Below are 25,137 nucleotides of genomic sequence, written 5' to 3' on the forward strand. Positions count from 1 at the left end.
GGCCGCCTGGGCTTCGGGGCCCGGACGGCCGCGGGTCTGGGCCGAGGCCACCGGCCCGGCGCAGGCGCGGGCGGCGGTGGCCGCCGGGGTCCGGGCGGTCGTCGCCAAGGGCCACGAGGGTGGCGGCCGGGTGGGCGCGGCCACCACCTTCGTCCTGCTCCAGCAGCTGCTCGCCGGGCCCGGTGTCGGCGTGCCCGTCATCGCCCGCGGCGGGATCGGCCCGCATACGGCGGCCGCGGCCCTCGCGGGCGGAGCCTCGGGCGTGCTGCTCGACGTACAACTGGCCCTGACCACCGAGGGCGCGGCCGAGCTGCCCGCCGAAGTGGCCTCCGCGCTGCGGGCGATGGACGGCTCGGAGACCCGGCTGGTGGACGGGCACCGGGTGTACGCGCGGCCCGACCTGCCCGCGCCGGACGGGCCCGCCGCCGCCCTGCTCGGGACCCGGGACCTGCGTACGCAGCTGCTGCCCGTCGGGCAGGACGGGGCGGCCGCGGCCCGGCTGGCGTCCCGCCACCGCACCACCGGCGGTGTGCTCCGGGCCGTCCGGGCGGCCCTCACCGGGCATCTGGCGGCCGTGGCGCGGTCCCGGCCGCTGATGGCGGCCCGGCCCGTCGCCCAGGGCCCGATGACCCGGGTCAGCGACCAGGCGGCGTTCGCGGAGGCGGTGGCCGCCGCGGGCGGGGTCCCGTACCTGGCGCTGGCGGTGATGGAGGGGCCGGACGTACGGCGCCTGCTGGCCGAGACGGCGGAGCGGCTCGGGGACCTGCCCTGGGGCGTGGGACTGCTCGGCTTCGCCCCTGCGGAGCTGCGGCGGGAGCAGCTGGCGGCCGTGGCCGACACCCGGCCCCCGTACGCGATCATCGCCGGCGGCACCCCGGCCCAGGCGGCCCCGCTGGAGGCCGCCGGCACCCTGACCCATCTGCACGTGCCTTCGCCGGGCCTCCTGGAGCGGTATCTCGCCGAGGGGTCGCGGCGGTTCGTGTTCGAGGGGATGGAGTGCGGCGGGCACGTGGGCCCGCGCGCCTCCTTCCCGCTGTGGGAGGAGCAGATCGAGCGGCTGCTCGCCTGCCCCGAACCCGGTTCCCTGGACGTGCTGTTCGCGGGCGGGATCCATGACGAGCGGTCCGCGGCGATGGCGGTCGCGGCCGCGGCCCCGCTGGCCGAGCGGGGGGCCCGGATCGGCGTACTGATGGGCACGGCCTACCTGTTCACCGAGGAGGCCGTGGCGGCGGGAGCGGTCACGCCCCGGTTCCAGCGTGCGGCGCTGGAGTGCGCGGACACCGTACTGCTGCACACCGCGCCCGGTCATGCCACGCGCTGCGCCGACACGCCCTACGCCCGCACGTTCGAGGAGACCCGGCAGCGGCTCTCCCGGGGCGGCACCGAACCGCGCGAGATGTGGGAGGAGCTGGAGCGGCTGAACCTGGGGCGGCTGCGGATCGCCAGCAAGGGACTGCGCCGGGGCGAGAGCGCGGAGCTGGAGGCCGTGGACGAGGAACGGCAGTACGCGGACGGGCTGTTCATGCTCGGCCAGGCCGCCACGCTGCGCCGCGGGACCACGACGGTCGCCGCCCTGCACGCCCAGGTGACCGAAGACGCGACGCGGTTGCTGGAGCGGCGGGCCGCGGAACTGGCCGCCGCGGACCCCGGGGAGCGGGCCTGCGGGCCGGCCGCCGACCCGCTCGACGTCGCCATCGTCGGGATGGCCTGTGCCTATCCGGGCGCCCCCGATCTCGCCGCGTTCTGGGCGCAGATCCTGGCGGGCCGGGACGCGGTGACCGAGGTCCCGGCGGAACGCTGGGACCCGGCGCTCTACTACGACACCGACCCGGCGCGTGCCGGTGAGCGCACGCCCTCGCGCTGGGGCGGCTTCCTGGACCCGGTGCCCTTCGACGCCCTCGCGCACGGGATCCCCCCGTCCTCGCTGGCCGGGATCGAGCCGGTGCAGCTGCTGGCCCTGGAAATCTCGGCGCGGGCCCTGCGCGACGCCGGCTACGGCAAGGAGCGGGAGTTCGACCGCTCGCGGACCTCGGTGGTCTTCGGGGCGGAGGCCGGGACCGAGCTGGCGGGCGCGTACGGGCTGCGGGCGCTGCACCCGGCCTACCTCGGCGAGCTCCCGCCCGCCCTGGACGAGGAGCTCCCCCGGCTGACCGAGGACTCCTTCCCCGGGATCCTCGCCAACGTGATCGCGGGCCGGGTGGCCAACCGGCTCGACCTCGGCGGCGCGAACTGCACGGTCGACGCCGCGTGCGCCTCCTCACTGGCCGCGCTGGACCTCGCCTGCCGCCAACTGCGGGACGGGGACAGCGACATGGTGCTGTGCGGGGGCGCCGACGTGCACAACGGGATCAACGACTACCTGCTGTTCGCCTCGGTGCGGGCCCTGTCGCCGGGCGGGCGCTGCCGGCCGTTCGACTCCGCGGCCGACGGGATCGCCCTCGGCGAGGGCGTGGGCGTGCTGGTCCTGAAGCGGCTCGCGGACGCGGAACGGGACGGCGACCGGGTCTACGCGGTGATCAAGGCGGTAGGGGCGTCGAGCGACGGCCGCTCCCTCGGGCTGACCGCGCCGCGGCCGGAAGGGCAGCGGCGGGCGCTGGAGCGAGCCTACGCACGCGCGGGCGTCTCGCCGAGCGAGGTGGGCCTGGTCGAGGCGCACGGCACCGGCACGGTGGTGGGCGACAGTACGGAACTGGGCGTGCTGAGCGCGGTGTTCACCGAGGCCGGGGCCGCGGTGGGCTCGTGCGCGCTGGGCTCGGTGAAATCGCAGCTCGGGCACACCAAGTGCGCGGCGGGCCTGGCCGGGCTGATCAAGGCGGCCCGGGCGGTCCACACGGGGGTCCGGCCGCCGACCCTGCACATCGACCGGCCCAATCCGGCCTGGCAGGCCGAGACCAGCCCCTTCGCCTTCGACACCGAGGCCCGGCCGTGGGCGGTGCCGGTGGAGCGGCGGATCGCGGGCGTGAGCGCGTTCGGCTTCGGCGGCACCAACTACCACGCGGTGCTGACCGGTTACGCGGGGGCACAGGAGCCGGAGCAGGGCCGGGAGGACTGGCCGGCCGAGCTGTTCTGCTTCCGCGGCGAGGACCGGCGGGCGGCCGGGCGGGCGATGGCCCGGCTCGCGGCGCGGCTGGAGGAGAACGACGCGGCCGGGCGGCCGTGGGCGCTGCGTGACCTGGCCGCGGAGGCCTGCGCCGGGGGCTCGGGGCCGGTGCGGGTGGCGGTCGTGGCCGCCGACCCGGACGAGCTGGCGGCCCGGCTGGAGCGGGCCCGGGGGTTCACCGCGGGCGACGGGGTCCACGTACGGGAGGAGTCCGCGGATCCGGGGCAGGTGGCCTTCCTGTTCCCCGGGCAGGGCAGTCAACGGGTGGGGATGCTGGGCGACTTGTTCATGGCCTTCCCGGGTCTGCGCGGCCTGCTGGACTCGGCTCCGGGGTCGGTCGTCTCGGCCGTGTTCCCGCATGCGGCGTTCACCGCGCAGGAGCGTACCGCGCAGCGGGCGGCGGTCACGGACACCCGCGTCGCCCAGCCGGCGCTCGGACTGGCGGGCGCCGCGGCGCACCTGCTGCTGGGGCGGCTCGGGGTACGGCCGGACTGCGTGGCCGGGCACTCCTACGGGGAGCTCACCGCGCTGTGGGCGGCCGGGGTGTACGACACGCAGAGCCTGCTGCGGCTGAGCGAGCGCCGGGCCGGGGCCATCCTGGCGGCCGCCGGGGAGGACCCGGGGGCGATGGCGGCGGTGTCGGCCGCGCCGGAGGAGGTACGGGAGATCGCGGAGCGGGCCGGGTGCGTGGTGGCGAACCACAACGCCCCGCGCCAGTGCGCGGTCTCGGGCCCGGCGGAGGCGGTCGCCGCGGCGGTGGAATCGCTGAGCGCGGCGGGCATCTCGGCGCAGATCCTGCCGGTGGCCTGTGCGTTCCACAGCCCGGTGGTCGCGCGGGCGGCGGCCGCGCTGTCGACCGAGCTGGCCGGGACGGTGGTGGCCGACGCCGCCGTCCCGGTCTGGTCGAACACGACGGCGTCGCCGTACCCGGCCGACGCGGATGCCGTACGGGCCCTCCTGTCGCGGCAGCTCGCGGAGCCGGTCCGTTTCGTGGACCAGGTGGAGGCCATGTACGCGGCGGGGGTGCGGACGTACGTGGAGGCGGGGCCGGGGCGGGTCCTGTCGGGGCTGGTGGGCCGGATCCTCGCCGATCGCCCCCATACGGTGGTCCCGCTGGACGTCCCGGGCGAGCACGGGCTGGCCCGGCTGGTCACGGCCCTGGCCGAACTGGCCGCGGCCGGTGTCCCGATCGCCCCGGAGGCGCTGTTCCGGGGCCGCACCGCCCCCCTCCCGGACCGCGCCCCGCGCCGCCCGGGGTGGCTGGTGGACGGCCACCTGACCCGGACGTCGGCGGGAACCCCGGTCCCGGGCGGCCTGCGGCCGCCCCGCCGCGTGGACGCCGCGGTGGCGACGGGGGCCTTGGCGGCGGGGGCCCCCGCGCCGGCCGCGGAGACCGTGGCCGGCGTCTTGTGGCAGACACCGCCCGGCGAGGTACCGGTGCCCGAACCCGCCCGGCACGCGGACCCCGCCGGGGTGGGCGCGGCTGCGCCCGCAGGGGTCGCATCGGCCGCCGGGGGCTTCACCTGGCACACGGCATCCACTGTCACGCCCGGGCCGGTGGCGCGGCGGTCCGTGTCCCCCGCCGCCTCCGGTCCCGTACCGGAACCGGTGGGCGGCCCCGTACCGTACCCGGCGGCGCCGGTGGCCCCTTCGCCCACCCCACCCGCGTGGCCGGCGGCCGGTGCGCCGCCCGGACCGGCACGGCCCTCGGCACCCGGGGGGCCTGCCGCGCCGTGGGGGCCGGGTGCTCCCGGGCCCGTGACGCCCGGGCCGGCGCCGGCCCCCACCGACTCCGCGGTGCCTGACGGTCGCCACGAGGCGGTTCTGGAGTACCTGCGCGGCTCCCGTGAGCTGATCGAAGCCCAACGGGCCGTCCTGCTCGGCTATCTGGGCCACGGGGCCGCCGGACCGGCAGCCCCGGCGGAGTCCCCGGCTTGGCCGGGTACCGCCGGATACGGCATGAACGGGCAGGCAGGGACCGCCCCGGAGGGCGCCGAGGCCTGGCCCGGCGCCGGGGACGTGGGCACGGACGGACTGATCCCGGCGGGCGTGTGGATGGGGACCGACGCCGGGGAAGCCGGTGTGAACGGGCACGGGACGGCCGGCACCTTCGGGCAGCCGGTGCCGCAGGCCCCGCCGGTGTGGCCCGGCGCGGGACAGGTCACGCCGAACGGGCACGGGACGGTGGGGGCAGCGGGCACCGGGGGAATCGGCGGAGCCGAATCGGCGGGGTACGCCGGCGGTCCGGCCGCTGCCGGCGACCCCGGTGGCGAAGGCCGGGTCGGGGCGGGGTCCGCCGAGGAGGTGATGGACGCCGTCCTGGAGATCGTGCACACCAGGACCGGATACCCGCGGGACATGCTCGACCCCGAGCTGGACCTGGAGGCCGACCTCTCCATCGACTCCATCAAGCGGGTCGAGATCATCGGCGCCCTCGCCGACCGGATCGGGCTTCCCACGGAGCCCGGCGGCTCCGCGGAGTCGGCCGTCGAGGAGCTCTCCCGGATCAAGACCCTGCGCGGCGTCGTCGACTGGGTCATCAGCCACGCCGCCGCGCTGGCGGCCCCCACGGAGGGAACGGCCCCGGCTCCGGCCGCGCGTGAGGCAGAGGCAGAGGCAGCGGCAGAGGCAGCGGCAGCGGCAGCGGCAACGGCAACGGCAACGGCAACGGCAACGGCAGCGCCGACCGGGTCGGCACCGGCCCCCGCCGCCCCGGCAGCGGGCGCGGCGCTCGTGCGGATGCGGGTGGACGAGGCGCCCGCCGGGGCGGCCGAGGGGGATCCCGGTGTGCTGCGGGGACTGCGGATCGGGATCGTCGATGACGGGCAGGGGGTGGCGCTCGCGCTCCGCGGGGCTCTGGAGGAGCACGCGGTCCGCGCGGAGGTGGTGTCCGGGGCCGACGCCGGCTTCGACGGCATCGTCGACCTGTCCGCGCTCCGGGCCGCCCAGGAGCCCGTGCTCCCGACCGCCTTCCCCGGGTACCGGCGCGCCCTCACCGGCGGTGTCCGGCGGCTGGTCCTCGGCTCCACCCCCGACAGCGGGCTGCACGGCTTCGCCCGCAGCGCCGCCCTGGAGTTCCCGGACACCCTGATCCGGGCCGTCGACCTCCACCCCAAGGAGGACCCGGCACGGATGGCGGCCCAGTTGCTCACCGAGCTGTGCGACCGGGGTGGGGGGCTCGCCTCGGTCGGATACACCGCGCAGGGCGTCCGGATCATCCGCCGCCCGGCAGCGGCTCCCCTCCCTCCCTCCGTCGAAACGCCGGGCGTCGCGCTCGCCAGGAGCGTTCTCGGGCCCGGGTCCGTCGTGTTGCTGACGGGTGGGGCCCGGGGGATCACGGCCCGGACCGCGGTCGCTCTGGCCCGGGCCACCGGCTGTCACGTCGAGTTGGTGGGCCGGACGCCCGAACCACCCGTCCACGAGGACGAGTTCGTTCACGCCGGGGACCGGGTGGCGCTGCGTGCGGCCCTCATCGGGAGCGGTCTGCGCACGCCCGCCGAGATCGAGGCCGCGGCCTCGCGGATCCTGGCCGAGCGGGAGGTACGGGCCACGCTGGCCGCGCTCGCCGGGGTCGCGGCGTCCGTCCGGTACCACTGCGCCGACGTCACCGACGCGCAGGCCGTACGGGCCGTCGTGGCCGACGTACGGGCCCGGCACGGCCGGCTCGACGGCGTCGTGCACGGCGCCGGGACCCTGCGCGACGGGTTGCTCCGCGACAAGGAACCGGCGGCATTCACGGAGGTGTTCACCACCAAGGTGGCCGGCGCCCGGAACCTGGCCGCGGCCGCCGCCGAGCACGGCTCCTCCCCCGCTCCGGCCTTCCTGGCCCTCTTCGGCAGCGTCGCGGGGGTGTACGGCAACCGGGGCCAGAGCGACTACGCCGCCGCGAACGACGCCCTCGACGGGCTCGCGCTCACCTGGGCCGAATCCTTCCGGGGCCGGGTGCTGTCCGTCGACTGGGGCCCTTGGGCCGCCGGGGCGGGCGGGATGGTCACGCCCGAGCTGGAGCGCGCCTACGCCCGGCGCGGCGTTCCGCTCATCTCCCCCGAGGCCGGAACCGACGCCTTCCTGGCGGAGCTCGCGTACGGCGGCGACGTACAGGTGGTCCTCATGGCGGAGGGGGGCGCGGACCATGCGTGAGGGGCAGCGGCGCGGCCCCCGGCCGACCGACGCCGCCATCGTCGGGATGGGCGCCGTCTTCCCCGGCGCCGCCGACCTCGCGGCCTACCGGAGCAATCTGCTCGCCGGTACGGACTGCATCTCCGAGGTTCCGCCGGGGCGTTGGGATCCGGAGGTGTACTACGACCCGGCGGGCGCCACCGGGCCGGTTCGCGGGGACCGGTTCTACTGTCGGCGCGGCGGCTTCGTCGACGGGCTCGCGGCGTTCGACCCGACCCGGTTCGGGATCATGCCGGCCGCCGTGGAGGGGGCCGAGCCGGACCAGATGCTGGCCCTGCACGCAACCGCCGAGGCGATCGCCGACGCGGGCGGCGAGGACCGGCTGCCGGCGGACCGCTCGCGGATCGGGGTGGTGCTGGGGCGCGGCGGGTTCATGGGGGTGGCGACGGCTCGGCTCGACCAACGGGTTCGCACCGCACACCAGTTGGCGCAGACCTTGCGCGAGCTGGCGCCGGAGCTGGGCGAGCGGCGGATCGCCGAGGTGCGGGCCGCCTTCCAGGACGCGCTGGGCCCGGAGCGCCCGGACGCCTCGATCGGACTGGTGCCGAGTTTCACGGCGGCCCGGACCGCCAACCGGCTGGACTTCCGCGGCCCCGCCTACACCCTCGACGCGGCCTGCGCCTCCTCGCTCCTCGCCGTGGACCAGGCGGTGGGGCTGCTGGCCGGCGGGCGGTGCGACGCGGTGGTCGCGGGAGCGGTCCACCACTGCCACATCGCCACCCTGTGGAGCGTGTTCACTCAGCTGCGCGCGCTGAGCCCGAGCGAGCTGATCCGGCCCTTCGACCGGCGGGCCGACGGAACGCTGCTGTCCGAGGGGACGGGCGTGGTCCTGCTGAAGCGGCTGGCCGACGCGGAACGGGACGGCGACCGGATCTACGCGGTGATCCGCGGCACCGGCGTGGCCGGGGACGGCCGGGCGGCCAGCTTGATGAGCCCGCTGGTCGCCGGCCAGGTACGGGCGCTGGAGCGGGCGTGGCACCAGGCCGGTCTGGACCCGCGGGCCCCGGGCGCGCTGGGGCTGCTGGAGGCGCACGGCACCGGTACGCCGGTGGGCGACGCGGCCGAACTGGACACGCTGTCACAGGTGTTCGGCGCCCCCGAGGCGGTCGGGGCGCCCCGGATCGGCTTCGGCTCGGTGAAGTCCATGGTGGGGCACACGATGCAGGCCTCCGGCATGGCGGGGCTGATCAAGGCGGCGCTCGCCGTGTACGAGGGGGTGCTGCCGCCGACCCTCCATCTGGAGGAGCCGCACGCGGACCTGGCCCGGACCCGGATGCGGCCCGTCACGGCGGCGGAGCCGTGGGAGCGGGGGCCGCAGCCGCGCCGGGCGGGGGTCAACGCGTTCGGCTTCGGCGGGATCAACGCGCACGCGGTGCCGGAGGAGGCCCCGGGTTCCACCGCGTCCGCGCCGCCCGTACGCCGCTCCCTGTCCCTGGGCTCCGCGGGCGGGCCGGTGGTGGGGGCCGCTTGGCGGGAGGACGTACTGCTGCTCGGCGCGGACGGCCCGGCGGAGCTGGCGCGGTTGCTGGCCGCCGGATCGGCGTCGGCGGGCGACGGGCCGTGCCGGCTGGCCGTGCTCGGGCCGACCCCGCAGCGCCTCGCGCTCGCCGCGAAGGCGGTGGCGCGCGGCCGGGCCTGGCGGGGGCGGGGGGACGTGTGGTTCACCCCGGAGCCGCTGGGCGGGGCCACGGCGTTCCTGTTCCCCGGCCTGGAGCCCGAGTTCGCGCCGGTGCTCGACGACGTCGCGGACCGGCTGGGACTGGAGCGGCCCCGACTCGGCCGGGGTGCCGAGCTGATGGAGCGGGCTCTGGACGCCCTCGCCACAGGCCGGTTCTTCGCCCGCGTCCTGCCGGAACTCGGGCTGAGGGCAGACGTGCTGGCCGGTCACAGTCTCGGCGAGTGGGCGGCGATGGTGGCCGGCGGGATGTACCCGAAAGGCGCGGCCGATTCCTTCCTGGACTCGCTGAAGCCGGGGGCGCTGAAGGTCCCGGACCTCGTGTACGGGGCGCTGGGCTGCGGGGCGCACCGGGCGCTGGCCGCGCTGCACGGCCTGGAGGGGGTGGTGCTGAGCCACGACAACTGCCCGCACCAGTCGGTGGTGTGCGGGGACCCCGCGGGGGTCGAACAGGTCCTGGAGCGGCTGCGCCGGGAGGGGATCCTGGGCCAGGAGCTGCCGTTCCGTTCGGGGTTCCACACCCCGATGTGGGAGCCGTACCTGGGGCAGGTCCGGGCGGCGTTCGCGCGGCTGCCGCTGCGGCGGGGTGACCTGCCGGTGTGGTCGGCGACGACGTGTGCGCCGTTCCCGGACGGGCCGTCGGAGGTACGGGAGCTGGTGGTGCGGCACCTGCTGGAGCCGGTCCGTTTCCGGGAGTTGACACTGCGCCTGTACGAGGAGGCGGGGGTCCGGACGTTCGTGACGATGGGGCCGGGCAGCCTGCCGGGGTTCGTGGAGGACACCCTGCGGGAGCGCCCCCACCTCTCGGTGGCCACGTCCTCCCCGCGCCTGTCGGGACTGGCCGCCCTGCGGCGCACCTGCGCCGCGCTGTGGGCCGAGGGCCACGCGCCGCGCTGGGACCGCCTGGGAGACCCGGCCCCCGCCATCGCTGCTGCCGCGCCGGTCGCCCCCGACGACGACGCCGCCGTTGCCGCCGTCGCCGCCCGCAAGGCCGTACGCGGACGACCCGTCCCCCTGGACCTCGGCTCTCCGCTGGTCCACCTCGGCGAAGCGGCCCGGGCCCGCCTGGGCAGCCTGTCGGCCGGTCCGGGCGGGCCGGCGCGGCCCGTACCGCTGCCCGCGTCCGAGCCGGGAGGGCCGGTGCCGCCGCACCCGGCGCAGCCCGGCCGGCCGGCGCCTGCGCCCATGCCGCCCACGCCGCGGGCCGGGCGGCCGCAGCTCCGGCTGCGGCTGCGCGTATCGCTCGACGCGCTGCCCTGCGTCCGCGACCACTGCGTGTACCTGCAACCGGACGGCTGGCCGGAGGACTCCGACCGGTTCCCCGTCGTGCCGATGACGACCATGCTGGAGCTGGCCGCCGACGCGGCCCGGCGCTGCGCCCCGCCGGGCGCCGCCCTCCTCGGCTACGACGACGTACGGGCCATGCGCTGGCTCCCCGCCGCGCCCGCCCTCGACGTCGAGGTCGACGTCCGCGCCGACGGCCCCGGACGGATCCGGGTCGGGATCGGCCCGTACGCCTCCGTCGTCGTCCTGCTCGGCCCCGGCCACGCGCGGCCGCCCGCGCCCGACCCCGCACCGCTGCGCGATCCGGGCCCCGCCCCCGTCAGCGCCGAGGCCCTGTACCGGGACCGGTGGATGTTCCACGGACCGCGCTTCGCCGGGGTCCACGAGGTCCGGACCGTCGGATCGGACGGCATCCACGGGGTCCTGCGCGCCCTCCCCGACCCGGGCGCCCTGCTGGACGCCGCCGGGCAGCTCTTCGGGCACTGGATGCAACTACGGCTCCCCGTGGACCGGTTGGTCTTCCCCGCCACCGTCGACCGGATCCGGTTCTACGGTCCCCCGCCCCCGCCGCACGCCCTGGTCACGGCCACCGCCCGGATCCGGGAGGTCAGCGACGTCACCGTGCGCGGCGATCTCGAACTCCTCGACGCCGCGGACCGGTTGTGGGCCCGGATCGAGGGCTGGACGTACCGCCGCTTCGGGGCGGACGAGCGGGTCTGGCCGATGAAGTTCACCCCCGAGGTGTGCGGCATCGGGGAACCCCAGCCCGCCGGCTGGACTCTGGCCCGCCGCCGGTGGACGGACCCCGCATCGCAGGAGCTCGTGATGCGCCGCTACCTCGGCGCCGCCGAGCGCACGGTGTACGAGCGGCTGGCGCCGCGCGCCCGGGCGCCGTGGCTGCTGGGCCGGATCGCCGCCAAGGACGCGCTGCGGCAGCTGCTCTGGGACGGGGGCGCGGGTCCCGTCTTCCCGGTGGAGGTCCCGGTCGGCAACGACCCGGCCGGGCGGCCCGTGGCCGGGGGCTCCCTGGCCGCCGGGTTCCGGCTGTCGATCGCGCACAAGGAGCGGGTGGCCGTGGCCCTCGCCGACCCGTCGCGTCCCGTCGGCATCGACGTGGAACCGGTGACCGCCGACCCCGACGCGCTGATCCGGATAGCGCTCACCCCGGCCGAGCTGCTCCTCGCCGAGGAGCTGGCCGCCCGCGGGGGCTCCGGGCTGCCGGCCTCCCTCACCGCCTTGTGGTGCGCGAAGGAGGCCGCCGCCAAGGCCGCCGGCACCGGGCTCGGCGGCCGGCCCCGGGACTGGCGGGTCACCGGGGACCCCGCATCCGGTGGGCTGCTGGTGCTGTCGCCCGAGGGGCGGCCGTACCCGGTCCGCACCACCGCACTGCCCTCCGCCGGGACCGGGAGCGAGACCGGCCCCGGCCCCGGCCCCGGCGAGTACCTCGTCGCCTGGACCGCCCACCCCGCGGCCCCCTCCCCCGTCCCCTTCCACCTCACGGAGACCAGCCATGGCCACCACCACTGACGTCCTCGCCGAGATCACCGGCATGCTCGTGGAGATCCTCGGCGACGAGTTCCTCATCGCGGAGGAGGTCACCATGAGTACGAGCTTCAACGAGGATCTCGCCCTGGAGAGCATCGAGTTCGTCGCGCTCGCGGAGTTGCTGTACGAGCGGTACGGGTCCGAGGTGGACCTGATGGGCTTCCTGGCGGAGAAGGACATGGACGCGATCCTCGCCATGTCGGTCGGCGACCTCGTCACCCACATCGGGCACGTCACCCGCGCCTCCCTCGCCCGTACGTCCCAGGCCGCGGCCGAGGCCACGGCGAAAGCGACGGCCTCCGCGACGCGCACGGCCGGCTGAGCCCGCCATGGCCTTCGTCACCGCGAACTCGATCCGCTTCCACGTCCAGCGGCTCCCGGCCACCGCCGGGGCCGTCGGCCCCGCCGGTCCCGTCGTCGTGTTCCTGCACGGGCTGGTCGTGGACAACCTGTCGTCCTTCTACTGTCCCCTGGCCGTGCCGGTGGCGCGTGCCGGCCACGAGGCCGTCCTCTACGACCTCCGCGGCCACGGCCGCACCGAGCGCCCCGCCACCGGCTACGACAGCCGGACCGCCGTACGCGATCTCATCGCCCTGCTCGGCGCGCTGGAGCTCGGGCACCGCCCGGTGCACCTGGTCGGCAACAGCTACGGCGGCACCCTCGCCCTGCACGCCGCCCTCGCCCGCCCGGACCTCGTCGCCGGGCTGACCCTGCTCGAACCACCGCTGAGCGGGGCCTGGGTGGAGAACATGGTGGACACCCTGTCGGCGGCCGCGCTCAGCCTGGAGGACAGTCCGGTCCCCGCCGAGCTGCTCACCCTCCGCCTGCGCAAGGCGGCCAATCTGACCTCGACCGCCGAAGAACTGCTCAACCGGACCAGTCTGATCGACGACATCGCGGCGAGCCGCACCTTCACGGCGGCCGACTACGCACGGCTGGACTGCCCCACCCGGATCATCTGCGGCGAGCACTCCGAACTGGTCCCGGGCGCGCTGGAACTGGCCCGTCACGCGCCCCACGCCACGATCGAGATCCTGCCGGGCCTGGGCCACGACGTACTCAAGGAGAGCAGCGGGGTCCTGCGGGAGACCGTACTCGCCCATCTCGAAGCGACGGCGACGGCGGCGGCGATGACCGCGACGGGCGCGGCCCGGACGGCGCGCGCACCGCGGGCGGGAGCTCTGGTCCGATGAGGGTGCTGTTCACCGTCCCCCCGCTGGCGGGGCACGTCAACCCGACCGTGGCGGTCGGCGCCGAACTGGCCGCGCGGGGGCACGAGGTGGCCTGGGCGGGTCCGGCCGGGGCGCTGGCCCGGCTGCTTCCCGCCCACGCCCGCGTCCTGCCCGCCGGGGACGAGGCGGGCGGCGGCTACGCGGCCCTGCACGACCGCTGGCGCGATCTGCGCGGGGTCGGCGCCCTGCGCTTCCTGTGGGAGGAGGCGCTGGTCCCGCTGGGGCTGGCGATGGTGGCCGGGGTGACGCGAGCAGCACGGGTCTTCGAGCCGGATCTGCTCGTCGCCGACCAGCAGGCGCTGGCCGGTCCGGTGGTCGCCCGGCGGCTCGGGATCCCCTGGGCCACCTCGGCCAGTACGTCGGCCGAGCTGACCCGGCCCTTCGCCGATTTCCCCAAGGTCGGGGAGTGGGTGTCCGGGCAGATCTCCGGATTCCTGGCCGCCTGCGGGATGCCCGGCGCGCACTGGGACCCGCGGTTCTCAGAGCGGCTGGTCATCGTCTTCTCCACGCCCGAACTCGTGGGGGTCGGCGCGGAGTTCCCCGCGCACCACGCCTTCGTCGGACCCGCGTTCGGGGCCCGCCCGGCGGCCGCCCACTTCCCGTGGCAGCGACTGGATCCGGAGCGGCGGCGGGTACTGGTCTCGCTGGGCACCCTCAACCAGGAGGCCGGCGGCCGGTTCTACGCCACCGTACTGAAGGCGGCCGAACGGCTTTCCGACACCGTGCAGTTGGTGGTCGTCGCACCCCCCTCGCTGGTCGGGCCGGCGCCCGGGAACGTACTGCTCCAGGAGCGGGTCCCGCAGCTGGAGCTGCTGCCGCACCTGGACGCCGTGGTCAGCCACGCCGGGCACAACACGGTCTGCGAGGCGCTCGCGTACGGGCTGCCGCTGGTGGTCGCGCCGATCCGCGACGACCAGCCGATCGTCGCCCGTCAGGTCGTCGAGGCGGGGGCCGGGGTGCGGGTGCGGTTCGGCCGGACCCGGGCCGAGGAACTGTGTGACGCGCTCACGGCCGTGCTGGACGATCCCGGTCATCGCCGGGCCGCCCGGCGGATCCAGGCCTCCTTCGCCGCGGCCGGCGGGGCCGCCGCCGCGGCCGACCGGTTGGAGAAGCTGTCATGACACCTCCCCCCTTCCGCCGGGTCCGGTGGACCTCCGCGCTCACGCTGGCCGCGCTCGGCGCCGGTACGGTGCGCGCCCGGCGCCGGCTCCGGACGATCCCCGTGCTGCCCGCGCCGCCGACGGCCGTGGACGGGCTGCCGCGCGCCGCGGGATGGCAGCTGCTGACCGCGCGCGGGGTCGAGGTGGACCCGGCCACGTTCCTGGCGGCCTGCGCGCACGCCGGCCGGGAGGGCCTGCGGGTGCTGGACCTGCTGCCCGCCGACCTCGCCGCCGAGCGGGCGCTGGGACTGCTGCGGCTGGTCGACCCGGCCGGGTACGAGGAGGACCGGCTCGCGGAGGGGCGCGGGGCCGGGTACGCGGTGCTCGTCGCGGAGGAGGTGCTGGCGAGGGCCGGGGTGGACCTGGCCGCAACGGGTCCGCAGGGGGCCGGCTGCCGAGAGCCGGCGGATCTGATGGCGCTGCTCCGCCGGTTGAAGGAGTACGCCGCCGACTCCACGGGCCTGGCCATCGCCCCCGCGCTGTCCGTCGGGCGGTCCGTGGACCCTGCGGGGGCGGCACGGGCGGCCGAACTGCGGGCCCAGGGGCTGCCGCCGGGGGTGCTGGCCGGCGCGCAGTTCGCCGGGCTGGCGCTGCTGGCCGGGCTCGCCGGGCGCCAGGGCCGGTGGGGGGCCGCCGCGGCCGGCCTGTACTGGCTCCAGCCGTACCTGGTGCTCGGCGGGTCCGGCACCCGGCTGCGCCCCGCCGACCTCGCCGGGGCCACCGCCGCCCGGCCGGCCCGCGCCCTCGGCGCCGCCGTGCGTACGGCCGCCGCGGTCCTGCGCACGCCCGACGACGCCGGGGCGAGCGCCGACGCCGACGCCGCGCGCACGGCCGCGTACCGGGCCGAACTGGCCTTCGGCACCGACCGGTTCCTGGAGCCGCGGCGGACCGACTGCCCCTGGTGCGGGTCCCGGCGGCTGTCCGTGCGCGTGCGGGTGCCCGATCTCCTCCAGGGCAAGCCCGGCCGGTTCGCGCTGGAGCAGTGCGCGGACTGCCACCACGTCTTCCAGAACCCCCGGCTGACCCCGGACGGCCTGGAGTTCTACTACCGGGACTTCTACGACGGGCGCGGCGGGGAGGGCGCCGGAACGGTGTTCGGCCGGCTCGGCGACTCGTACCGGGCGCGTGCCGAGATGCTCCGCCCGCACGCGGTGGACGCACCGGGCTCGTGGCTCGACGTCGGCACCGGGCACGGCCACTTCTGCAACGTGGCGCGGGGCGTCTGGCCGGACACCCGCTTCGACGGACTGGACATGGGCGACGGGGTCGCCGAGGCCGAGCGGCGCGGCTGGGTGGAGACCGGGTTCCAGGGCCAGTTCCCGGAGTTCGCGCAGAAGCTGGCCGGCCGGTACGAGGTGGTCAGCATGTACCACTACCTGGAGCACACCCGGGATCCGCTCACCGAACTGGACACCGCGGCCGCCGTCCTGGCTCCCGGCGGGTTCCTGGCGATCGAACTGCCCGACCCCGAATCGCGGATGGCGCGGCTGCTGGGATCGGCGTGGCTGCCGTGGTTCCAGCCGCAGCACCAGCACCTGATGCCGGCGGCGAACCTGCGCGGGGCGCTGGCGGACCGCGGGTTCACCGTTCTGGCCGAGGAGCACGGCCCCGCCCACCAGGGCAACGACTTCTTCGGCGCGGTGGCCCTGACCACCACCCGGCTGGCACCGGATCCGGACCGCCCGTGGGCTCCCCCGGCCACGCGCCGCGGGCGGGCGCTGGCGCACGCCGTACGGGCGGCGGCGCTGCCCTGCTTCGCCGGCGCGGCGGCGCTCGACGCGCTGCGGACGGCCGTGGCCCGGCGCACGGACGGCGGGAACGCCTACCGCTTGCTGGCCCGCCTGGACGGCGGTCCGCGCCCGGCGCTCGGGGAGGACCGGTGACGGCGCCCCGGGCCGGCGCCACGCCGGCCCCGCCCGTACCGCCCGGCCCCGGCCCCGTCGGCCCGGATCCCGTCGGGCCCCCGCCCGTCGGTCCCGTGCCTCCGGACCTCGCCCGGCGGGCGACCGCCGATCCGCTGTTCCGGCTCGTCGCCTACGCACTTCAGGCCGCGCACGGTCGGCCGCCGGCCGCGGTCTGGAGTGCCCCGTACGCCTTCCACCTCGAACCACCCGGACTGGTCGCCGCGGCGGGCTGGCCGGTGGCGGCCGCCGCGGCGCCGCGTACGGACGGGCTGGTGCGGCTGAGCTCCCTGGGGCACCCCGCCGACAGCTGCGATCTGCCGCTGGCCCCGGACGGGCCGCCGCCCGCAGCCCCCGCCTGGGCCGTGCGCCCGTACGCCCTGCTGCGGGCCCTCGCCCGCGCCGGGTACGGGCGCGGCGGGACCGACCTCCACCTCCAGGGCTCGCTTACGGAGGCCGCCGGGCTGGCCACGGCGGAGCCCGCCGAGTGCGCGATGGCGCTCGCGGTGGCCGACGTACACGCCCCGGCGGACACGGAGCCCGACCGTGAGGCGCTGGCCCGGCTGCTGGCGCGGGCGCTGCCGGAGGGCGACGACGCGCTGCGCGCGGCGGTGCTGTTCGCCCGGCCGGGCGAGGCCCTGCTGCCGGACGCCGGGGAGGGGCGGCGGCACGTCGGCTTCGACCCGCTCGCCTCGGGGTCGCGGCTGGTGCTGCTCGCGGTCCGCGGCGATCCCGCGGAGTGGGAGGGCGAGCTGTCCCGGGCGGTGGCCCGCGCCCGCCGGGCGGGGGCGCTGAGCGCCTGGCCGCCCGGGCGCGGGCCGGGGCGGAGCGTGCTGGTGCTGCTGCCCGCGTCGCGGACGGCGGCGGTACGGGCCGCGGTGGCGGAGGACTTCCGCGGCCGGGGGCGTCCGGTGCCCCGCTTCCTGAACATCGCCGTGGCCGGTGCGGCCCGGCGGGAGGAATGACCCACCCGCGAGGAACGAACACCCCCCGCCCCATCCACATCACCATCCACAGCCAGGAGGAACCGCTCATGCCCTCACCCATGGCCGCCACGAGACGCGGGGCCCTCCGGTCCGCGCTGGTGGCCGCGCTCGGCACGCTCTGCCTGCTGGGCGCGTTCACCGTGGCCGGCTCACAGGCGGCCGAGACGGACCCGGCGAGCTCGCGGACGCCCGCGGCCGCCGCGTTGCCGGTGTACGACCACGTGGTGGTCGTCGTCTTCGAGAACAAGCAGTACGGGGAGATCATCGGCAGCGCCAACGCCCCGTACGTCAACCAGCTCGCAGGCGGTGGCGCGAGCCTGACCGGCATGAAGGCGCTGACCCACCCCAGCCAGCCGAACTACTTCAACCTGTTCTCCGGTGCCACCCAGGGCATCACCGGGGACGGTTGCTACACCCCGCAGTCGATGAGCGCGGCCAACCTCGGCCAGGAGCTGATCGCGGCCGGGAAGACCTTCGCGACGTACAACGAGGACCTGCCGGCCGAGGGGTCCACGGCCTGCACCAACGGGCAGTACGCGCAGAAGCACAACCCGTGGTTCGCCTTCAGGAACGTGCCGCTGAACACCGGGAAGACCTGGGCGCAATTCCCGCAGAACAACTTCGCGGCGCTGCCGGACCTGTCCTTCGTCGTACCGAACCAGTGCAACGACATGCACTCGTGCTCCGTGAACACGGGTGACACCTGGACGAAGAACAACCTGGACGCGTACGCGCAGTGGGCGAAGGCCAACAACAGCCTGCTGGTGCTCACCTGGGACGAGGACAACTACCTCGGTTCCAACCAGATCGCCACGGTGTTCCACGGGGCGAAGGTGAAGACCGGCACGTACGCCACCGCCTTCAACCACCACCACCTGCTGCGCACCTTCGAGGACCTGTTCGGCACGGCGACGCACGCGGGCAACGCGGCGAACGTCCAGCCGATCACGGAGGTCTTCGACGGCTCGCCGACCCCGACCCCCACTCCGACTCCCACTCCCACTCCGACTCCCACGCCGACCCCCACTCCCACCTCCGGCGATCTGAAACTGGCCGACCCCGGACCCCAGACCTGCACCTTCAACCGGACCTGCACCATCCAGCTCACCGCCACCGGCGGCAAACCCCCCATCCGCTACACCGCCACCGGACTCCCCTTCGGACTCACCCTCGACACCAACACCGGCCGCATCACCGGCAAACCCTGGGCCACCGGAACCCTCCAGATCACCGCAACCGCCACCGACACCACACCCACCACCGCCACCACCACCTTCCCCCTCACCACCAACTGGTTCTGAGGAGCGGCCGGGGGCGGGCGCACACCACCCGCCCCCGGAGCCCCGCATGGTTCCACGCGAAACAGTGACATGCATCACCACGGCGCAACTGATCACGGAAGCATTACGTCCGCCCAACCGTCCCCGACATGTCGATATTTGTCCCACTCGAATCGACATTCCCCTCTTCACCCGACATGGGCGTGTCAAAGGTGAACGCCGCCCGTGGCAACTGGCCACGTCACAGCGGTGTCTGAGGGGGAATCGCGATCTCACGCGGTCGGCCGGCCACCCGGTCAGCACGACCGTCCGCCCTTTTCAAGCCCGGCGCCCGGCCCTGTCCCGCCTCCCCCCGGCGAGACTTGCCAGCCCGTTCCGGGGCTTCTAAGAATGGCGGCCCGGCCCCCGCGCTCCAGCAGCTCAGGCGCAGGACGCATCGCAGAAACCACGTGAGGTCACGCATGCACAAGCACCGCAAGAAGACGCACTACAAGAAAATAACCATCGCCGCCGTCACCCTGGGCCTCGTCGGCATCCCCACCGCCGCCATGGCATGCCTGCACACGAACGAGGCGGGTGGGGCGAAGGCCGGCGGCAGGCACGGCATGCGCCCCTCCCACACCGCGCCCTCGCCCTCCGAGTCCGTCCGGACGCTGGCGGACCCGGCGCAGGATCCGCTCCCGGCCGATACCGCGACGCCCCCGCCGGCCGCTCCGACCACGCAGGCCCCGGAGCCGACCCGGCCGGCCACCGAGCCGACGCGGCAGCCGACCGCGGTGAAGACCGTACGCCCGGCCCCGGCGAAGCCGAAGCCCGCGCCCACCGCGCAGCAGCCGACCGCCCCGACCGGTGGGGCCTCCGGCCCGGCGGCGGAGGTGGTGGCCCTCGTGAACCAGGAGCGGGCCAAGGCCGGCTGCTCGGCGCTCACCGTCAATCCGAAGCTGACGGCCGCCGCGCTGAACCACAGCCAGGACATGGCCGCGCACTCCACCATGTCGCACACCGGCTCCGACGGTTCCGACCCCGGCGAGCGCATCACCCGCAGCGGCTTCAGCTGGATGACGTACGGCGAGAACGTCGCGTACGGCTACAGCACGCCCGAGCAGGTCATGACGGGCTGGATGAACAGCCCCGGCCACCGCGAGAACATCCTCAACTGTGCCTTCAAGGAGATCGGCGTCGGCCTCGCGCAGCCGAACTCCTACTGGACGCAGGACTTCGGTACGGCCCGCTGACACCTCCCGCTAGCGGGAGGTGTCGAACACCTCGTCCCGCGTCGTGGCCAGGGCGCACTCCAGTGCCCCGCGCAGGACGGGGTGCTCGCGGATGTCGCCGAGCACCAGCGGCGGCTGGGAGGCGGAGAGTTCGGCGAGTTCGGCCTCGACCAGGGCGCGCAGCGGCTCGCCGCCCGCGAGGAAGACCCCGCCGGAGAGGACGACGAGCTCCGGGTCGAGCACGCCGGCGATCGCCGACAGGCCGGTGGCGACCCCGGTCGCGAACTCCTCCAGCAGCCTGCGGTACGGGCCTTCGGCCTCGGTCGCGGCCCGCCGGAGGATGGCCATGGCCTCGTCGAGCGCCGGATCGGCCGCACCGCGGCCTCCGGTGCCCGGGTGCGGCTCCGCGCCGTCCGCGACGGGGCCGATGCCGAGTCTGCGCGCCATCGCGGGCACCGCGTGGCAGCCCGCGAGGTCCTGGTACCCGCCCGTCTCGGCCACCTCGGGATTGCGCACCAGCGGGGTGCCGGGCACGGGCATGAAGCCGACCTCGCCGGCCCCGCCCGTACGCCCGCGGTGCAGGCGGCCCCCGAACATCATGGCGGCGCCGATGCCCTCCTCGTTCCAGAGCAGGAAGAAGTCCTCGTAGCCGCGGGCCGCTCCGGTCCGTCCCTCGGCGATGGCGACGAGGTTGACGTCGTTCTCGCAGTCGACGGGCATCGGGAGGCGGGCGGCCAGCTCCTCCAGCAGGGTGCTCGACCGCCAGCCCGGCAGGTGGCTGGGGTAGCGGAGCCGGCCCTCGCGGTGGTCGAAGGAGCGCGGCGCACCGATGACGACCCGGTGGATGGCCCCGGAGGTGAGCCCGGCCGCCCGCGCGGCGCCCTCGACGGCCGCGCTCACCTGGTCGACCTCGTCGCCGCACCGCTCGGGGGCGGTCAGCTCGTACGTGCCGATCGTCCGCCCGGTGAGGTCCGCGACCGCCGTCCGGATCAGGCCGGGGGTCACGTCGAGCCCGGCCACGTACGCGGCCGCCGGGTTGAGGGTGTACAGCAGGGCGCCCGGGCCGGGGTGCCCGGCGGAGGTGCCGCCGGCCACGACGAGTCCGGACTCCTCCAGGCGGGCCAGCATCTGCGAGGCCGTCGGCTTGGACAGACCGGTCAGGCGGGCGATCTGGGCCCGGGACAGCGGCCCCTGTTCCAGCAGGAGCTCCAGGGCCGTCCGGTCGTTCAAGGTGCGCAGGACCCGGGGTACACCGGGTGCTCGGTTCGTCACTCGTACCCCTGGTCGGCCGTCAGAAGATCTTCCCGCCATAGTACCGGCGCCGTTGCCCGGGCCGTGGGCCCTGACCGGCGCACCTTCGCGTACGCGAGCAGCGGGGTGGCCCGGCGACGGGAGGCGGGGTCAGCCGAGGCGGTCCGCCTGGCGCGCCGGCACCGGCACCGGCACCGGCAGGCGCACCGGCCCGGCGAAGCCGCGGCGCGCCACGAGATAGGCGTCCGGAGACTTCCCGTACGCGAGCCGGAACCCGCGGCTGAGGTCTTCGGCGGCCATGCCCGCCTCACGGGCGAGCGCCTCGATGTCCAGCGGCTGCGCGCACTCCCGGTCGATCCGGTCGCGGACGCGGCGCAGCCGGGCGAAGTCCTTCAGGCGCTGCGCCTGGGTGAGCGCGCGCCCCCACGCGGGATTGCACATGTGGGAACCCCCCTCATCTCGGTGTGGCGGCTCAGCGGAGCTCCTGGATGCGGATCAGGTTGCCCGCGGGGGCGCGGAAGGCGCAGTCGCGGATGCCGTACGGCTGCTCGGTCGGCTCCTGGACGACCTCGGCGTCGGCGGCCCGGACCTTCTCGAAGGTGGCGTCGAGGTCCCGGGTGGCCAGCAGGATCCAGCCGTACGTGCCCTTGGCCATCATCTCCGTGATGGTGCGGCGCTCGTCCTCGGTGATGCCGGGATCGGCGGCGGGGGGCGCCAGGAGGATGGAGGTGCCGGGCTGGTCGGCCGGGCCCACCGTGATCCAGCGCATCCTGCCCTGGCCGACGTCGCTGCGGACCTCGAACCCGAGGGTGTCCCGGTAGAAGGCCAGCGCGGCCTCCGGATCGTCATGCGGCAGGGAGCTCGTGTGAATGGTGATGTCCATGACCACACGGTAGGTGGGACGGACGGCCCGCGCTTCTCCGTTCCTGATCGTTCGCCGGTCACTTTCCGACGGTGTTCATCAGGACGATCGCCGCGAGGTCGGCGAAGATGACGAAGAGGATGCCGAAGATCATGAGCCAGGCCCGGCGTGATTCGTCCATGCGTTTCAGTCAAGACCCGCGGCGCCGGAGCGGCAACCAGAGCGCCTGCGCGGCGGGGTTTGTATCCGCCGCGTATCAGGAAGCGCTCGGTCGTCCATCGGAGCGGGAGGCCGCTCTGCGGCGCCGCCGCCGCGCCCGACACCTGCCGTATCGTTCCTTTCGGGCCGCCGCCGCCCCGCCCCTCCGCCCTCACAGGAGTCGTCCCCGTGCCCTCGTCCACCCCCGCCCCGGATCCCGCGCGCCCGGTGCGCGTGCTGCTGGTGGAGGACGACGAGCTGATGCGCAGGTCGTTCACGGTGGCCCTCGAACGCTACGGCTACCGGGTCGAGGCCGCGGCCGACGGCCTCGCGGGGCTGGAGCGCTTCCGCGACGGGGACACGGGCGAGGTCCGGGACGACTCCGGCTCCGGCGACCACGGCTTCGACCTGCTGATCCTGGACGTGATGCTGCCCGGTCTGGACGGCATCGGCCTGTGCCGCCGGGTCCGGGAGACCAGCCTGGTCCCGATCCTCATGATGTCCGCCCGCGGCGACGGGCTCGACATCGTCGCCGGCCTGGAGGCCGGAGCCGACGACTACGTCGTCAAGCCCGTGGACACCTACGTCCTCGTGGCCCGCATCCGCTCGCTGCTGCGCCGCGCGACGTACGCGCCCCCCGCCGCGGCGGCCGGGCGCGCCGCCGGGGCGGCGGAGGCCGGCGCCGGTGAGGGCGAGGGCGACCTGCTGGTCTTCGGGGACCTGACCCTCGACACCGGCGGCCTGGAGGTCTTCGTCTCCGGCAGCCCGGTGGCGCTGACCCCCACCGAGCTGAAGCTGCTGCTGGAGTTCGCCGCGCACCCCGGCGTCGTACTGGAGCGGCACACCCTGTTGCGCAACGTCTGGGACTACGGCTGGGACGGCGACAGCCGGGTGGTGGACCTGTGCGTGCAGCGGCTGCGCCGCAAGCTCGGCCGCGACCGGATCGAGACCGTCCGCGGCTTCGGTTACAAGCTCAGGCGCTGAGTACGGTGCGCCCGTACCGCCGCCTGCCCCGGCCGGACCGCGTCTCCCTGCGCTGGAAGATCGCGGCGCTGGCCGCGGCCACCGCCTGCCTGGTCGCGGTGGCCGTCGGCGTACTCGTCCACGTGTGGACCGCGAGCGACATCCGCAGCCGGGCCGGGATGCGAGCCTTCAACGGCGTGTACTCGGCCATGGACGCCTACCGCCACACCGGCGCGCTGACGGGCGGCGCCCGGCTCGACCCCGCCGACCTGCCCGCCGTACTGCGCGGGCCGATCGACGGCGAGCGGCACACGGCCTACGACGGGCGGATCGACGACAACGTCGGGCCGAGCGTCTGGGCTGCCCAGCGGATCGCCGGACCGGGCAGCCCGGTGCTGGCCGTCCAGGTCAACATGAGCCCGGAACTGCACGACCTGCGCCGACTCGACATGAGCATGGCCGTGGCCTCGCTGGTCTCGCTCGCGGCTGCCGTGCCCCTTGCGGCCTGGGGGGCCGGACTGCTGGGCCGCCGGCTGCGGCGGGTCTCCGAGACGGCGGGCCGGATCTCCGCCGGTGACCTGGACGCCCGTACCGGGCCCACCAAGGGAGGCGACGAGGTGGCCGAGATCGCCGCCACCGTCGACCTCATGGCGGACAGCCTCGGCCGGCGGCTGCGCACCGAGCGCCGGTTCACCGCGGACGTGGCCCACGAGCTGCGCACCCCGGTCGGCGGGCTGCTGGCCGCCACCGATCTGCTGCCGGCCGGGGAGACGGAGGACCTGGTCCGGGGCCGCGTACGCGATCTGCGCGCCCTGGTGGAGGACCTGCTGGAGATCTCCCGGCTCGACGCGGGCGCGGAGCATGCCGTCCGCGCCCACGTACCGCTCGCCGCGGTCGTCCGCGAGGCCGTCGCGCGCACCGGCTTCGACGCGCCCGTGACCGTCACCGGTGCCCGGGGCGCGGCGGACGCCGAGACCGTCGAGACCGATCCGCGCCGCCTCGAACGGATCGTCGGCAACCTCGTCGTCAACGCCCACCGGCACGGGGCCGCCCCGGTCGAGGTCACCGTCGAGGGCCGGAGCGTCGTCGTGCGCGACCACGGCGCGGGCTTCCCCCCGGACCTGCTGCGCGAAGGCCCGCGCCGCTTCCACACCGGCGCGGCGGAGCGCGGCTCGGGCCACGGCCTGGGCCTGACCATCGCCCTGGGCCAGGCCCGGGTCCTGGGCGCCGAGCTGCGCCTGGACAACGCCCCGGACGGCGGCGCCGTCGCCACGCTGCACCTGCCCGCTTCCTGACGGGCCCCGCGCCCGGGGCCGCCCGACCGCTGCGCCGCCCACCTCACCGGCACCCCCGACCGCCGCCCCGCGCACCTGCCGCACAACCGATACGAAGCGGCGCGCACGCCGATACACGGCGGCCCCCGGCCCCGATACACGTCCCGGACACCCTTCGAAGTGCATCCACCCGCACCGAAGAGGAGTCCCCGTGACCACCGCCCCCTTTGACGCCCTCGCGCCGCACCCGACGACCGGGTTCGCCGCCGCCACCAGCGACCTGTCGAAGGTCCACGGCAGCGGCGACACCCGCGTCGTCGCCCTGGACCGGGTCAGCGTCTCCTTCCGGGAGGGCGAGTTCACCGCGATCATGGGCCCGTCCGGCTGCGGCAAGTCCACGCTGATGCACTGCGCCGCCGGGCTGGACTCCGTCAGCTCCGGCTCCGTCCGGATCGGCACGACCGAGCTGAGCACCCTGGGCGACCGGCAGCTGACCGAGCTGCGCCGCGACCGGATCGGCTTCATCTTCCAGGCGTTCAACCTGCTGCCGACCCTGACCGCGCTGGAGAACATCACGCTGCCGCTGAGCATCGCCGGCCGCCGCCCCGACCAGCAGTGGCTGGACCGCGTGGTCTCCATGGTCGGCCTCTCCCAGCGGCTCGGCCACCGGCCCGGACAGCTGTCCGGCGGCCAGCAGCAGCGCGTGGCGGTCGCCCGCGCCCTGGTCTCCCGGCCCTCGATCATCTTCGGCGACGAGCCCACCGGCAACCTCGACTCCCGCGCCGGGGCGGAGGTCCTCGGGTTCCTGCGCGACTCGGTGCGCGAGCTCGGCCAGACCGTGGTCATGGTGACCCACGACCCCGTCGCCGCCGGCTACGCGGACCGCGTCGTCTTCCTCTCCGACGGCCGGCTGGTCGACGAGATGTCCCGCCCCACCCCGGACCGGGTTCTGGACCGGATGAAGGCGCTCGACTCCCGCGTCCGCACCAGCTGACCCCCCGCGCACCCGCCCCCGTACTTCCCGCATCCCTCG

13 protein-coding genes and 3 pseudogenes are annotated in these 25,137 nt (G+C 75.9%); 13 read left to right on the top strand and 3 right to left on the bottom strand.

Translation table 11 applies throughout. The annotated features are described in order from the left end of the window. Positions 1 to 76 precede the first annotated feature (76 nt). From ACS04_RS40275 to ACS04_RS18465, 10 genes and pseudogenes are all read left to right on the top strand, one after another. Positions 77 to 5,546 (top strand): annotated as a pseudogene (locus tag ACS04_RS40275) (beta-ketoacyl synthase N-terminal-like domain-containing protein); the annotation flags it as partial. 869 nt (positions 5,547 to 6,415) lie between these two features. Beyond that, positions 6,416 to 7,240 (top strand): annotated as a pseudogene (locus ACS04_RS40440) (SDR family NAD(P)-dependent oxidoreductase); the annotation flags it as partial. Beyond that, the gene (locus tag ACS04_RS18430; RefSeq protein WP_053080818.1) at positions 7,233 to 11,765 is read left to right on the top strand and encodes a type I polyketide synthase; all 4,533 of its coding nucleotides are present in this window, start codon (positions 7,233 to 7,235) and stop codon (positions 11,763 to 11,765) included. The pseudogene ACS04_RS40440 and the gene ACS04_RS18430, both read left to right, overlap by 8 nt. Beyond that, positions 11,749 to 12,105 carry an acyl carrier protein gene (locus ACS04_RS18435; RefSeq protein WP_048477750.1) on the top strand — a complete coding sequence of 119 codons (357 nt, stop codon included), beginning with the start codon at positions 11,749 to 11,751 and terminating at the stop codon, positions 12,103 to 12,105. The genes ACS04_RS18430 and ACS04_RS18435 overlap by 17 nt, the downstream gene beginning before the upstream one ends. Before the next feature lie 7 nt (positions 12,106 to 12,112). Beyond that, positions 12,113 to 12,976 (top strand): alpha/beta fold hydrolase, encoded by an 864-nt coding sequence (locus ACS04_RS18440; protein ID WP_063839284.1) that lies wholly within the window; start codon positions 12,113 to 12,115, stop codon positions 12,974 to 12,976. Then, positions 12,973 to 14,136 (top strand): glycosyltransferase, encoded by a 1,164-nt coding sequence (locus ACS04_RS18445; RefSeq protein WP_048477751.1) that lies wholly within the window; start codon positions 12,973 to 12,975, stop codon positions 14,134 to 14,136. Before ACS04_RS18440 ends, ACS04_RS18445 begins: the two co-directional genes overlap by 4 nt. Next, complete coding sequence (locus ACS04_RS18450) at positions 14,133 to 16,058, top strand: class I SAM-dependent methyltransferase (RefSeq protein WP_048477752.1); 1,926 nt, start codon at positions 14,133 to 14,135, stop codon at positions 16,056 to 16,058. Before ACS04_RS18445 ends, ACS04_RS18450 begins: the two co-directional genes overlap by 4 nt. After that, on the top strand, positions 16,055 to 17,041 hold the full coding sequence (locus ACS04_RS18455; protein ID WP_245236436.1) for a galactokinase: 987 nt from the start codon (positions 16,055 to 16,057) through the stop codon (positions 17,039 to 17,041). The genes ACS04_RS18450 and ACS04_RS18455 overlap by 4 nt, the downstream gene beginning before the upstream one ends. A 68-nt stretch (positions 17,042 to 17,109) precedes the next feature. Next, positions 17,110 to 18,363, top strand: coding sequence for an alkaline phosphatase family protein (locus tag ACS04_RS18460; RefSeq protein ID WP_048477770.1), 1,254 nt, complete (start codon positions 17,110 to 17,112; stop codon positions 18,361 to 18,363). Between the two features lie 440 nt (positions 18,364 to 18,803). Continuing rightward, complete coding sequence (locus ACS04_RS18465) at positions 18,804 to 19,577, top strand: CAP domain-containing protein (RefSeq protein ID WP_048477753.1); 774 nt, start codon at positions 18,804 to 18,806, stop codon at positions 19,575 to 19,577. Positions 19,578 to 19,586: 9 nt separating this feature from the next. Here ACS04_RS18465 and ACS04_RS18470 read toward each other — a convergent pair whose 3' ends face one another. The 3 genes and pseudogenes from ACS04_RS18470 to ACS04_RS18480 all read right to left on the bottom strand — a co-directional run bounded on the left by ACS04_RS18470 (position 19,587) and on the right by ACS04_RS18480 (position 21,690). Further along, a complete protein-coding gene (locus ACS04_RS18470; protein WP_048477754.1) occupies positions 19,587 to 20,867 on the bottom strand; it encodes an ROK family transcriptional regulator in 1,281 nt (426 codons plus the stop codon). A gap of 162 nt (positions 20,868 to 21,029) precedes the next feature. After that, positions 21,030 to 21,248, bottom strand: a pseudogene (locus ACS04_RS18475) (AraC family transcriptional regulator); the annotation flags it as partial. A 31-nt stretch (positions 21,249 to 21,279) separates the two neighbouring features. Beyond that, the gene (locus ACS04_RS18480) at positions 21,280 to 21,690 is read right to left on the bottom strand and encodes a VOC family protein (protein ID WP_048477772.1); all 411 of its coding nucleotides are present in this window, start codon (positions 21,688 to 21,690) and stop codon (positions 21,280 to 21,282) included. A 438-nt stretch (positions 21,691 to 22,128) separates the two neighbouring features. Here ACS04_RS18480 and ACS04_RS18485 point away from each other — a divergent pair, with 438 nt between their 5' ends. The 3 genes from ACS04_RS18485 (at position 22,129) to ACS04_RS18495 (ending at position 25,098) form a co-directional block, all read left to right on the top strand. Then, the gene (locus ACS04_RS18485) at positions 22,129 to 22,851 is read left to right on the top strand and encodes a response regulator transcription factor (RefSeq protein WP_245236441.1); all 723 of its coding nucleotides are present in this window, start codon (positions 22,129 to 22,131) and stop codon (positions 22,849 to 22,851) included. 5 nt (positions 22,852 to 22,856) lie between these two features. Further along, positions 22,857 to 24,125 (top strand): sensor histidine kinase, encoded by a 1,269-nt coding sequence (locus tag ACS04_RS18490; RefSeq protein WP_209441722.1) that lies wholly within the window; start codon positions 22,857 to 22,859, stop codon positions 24,123 to 24,125. A gap of 190 nt (positions 24,126 to 24,315) precedes the next feature. Then, positions 24,316 to 25,098 carry an ABC transporter ATP-binding protein gene (locus tag ACS04_RS18495; protein ID WP_048477756.1) on the top strand — a complete coding sequence of 261 codons (783 nt, stop codon included), beginning with the start codon at positions 24,316 to 24,318 and terminating at the stop codon, positions 25,096 to 25,098. The last annotated feature ends 39 nt before the right edge of the window (positions 25,099 to 25,137 follow it).

The organism is Streptomyces roseus (assembly GCF_001044425.1).
In the GTDB taxonomy this organism is placed as follows: Bacteria; Actinomycetota; Actinomycetes; order Streptomycetales; family Streptomycetaceae; genus Streptomyces; species Streptomyces roseus.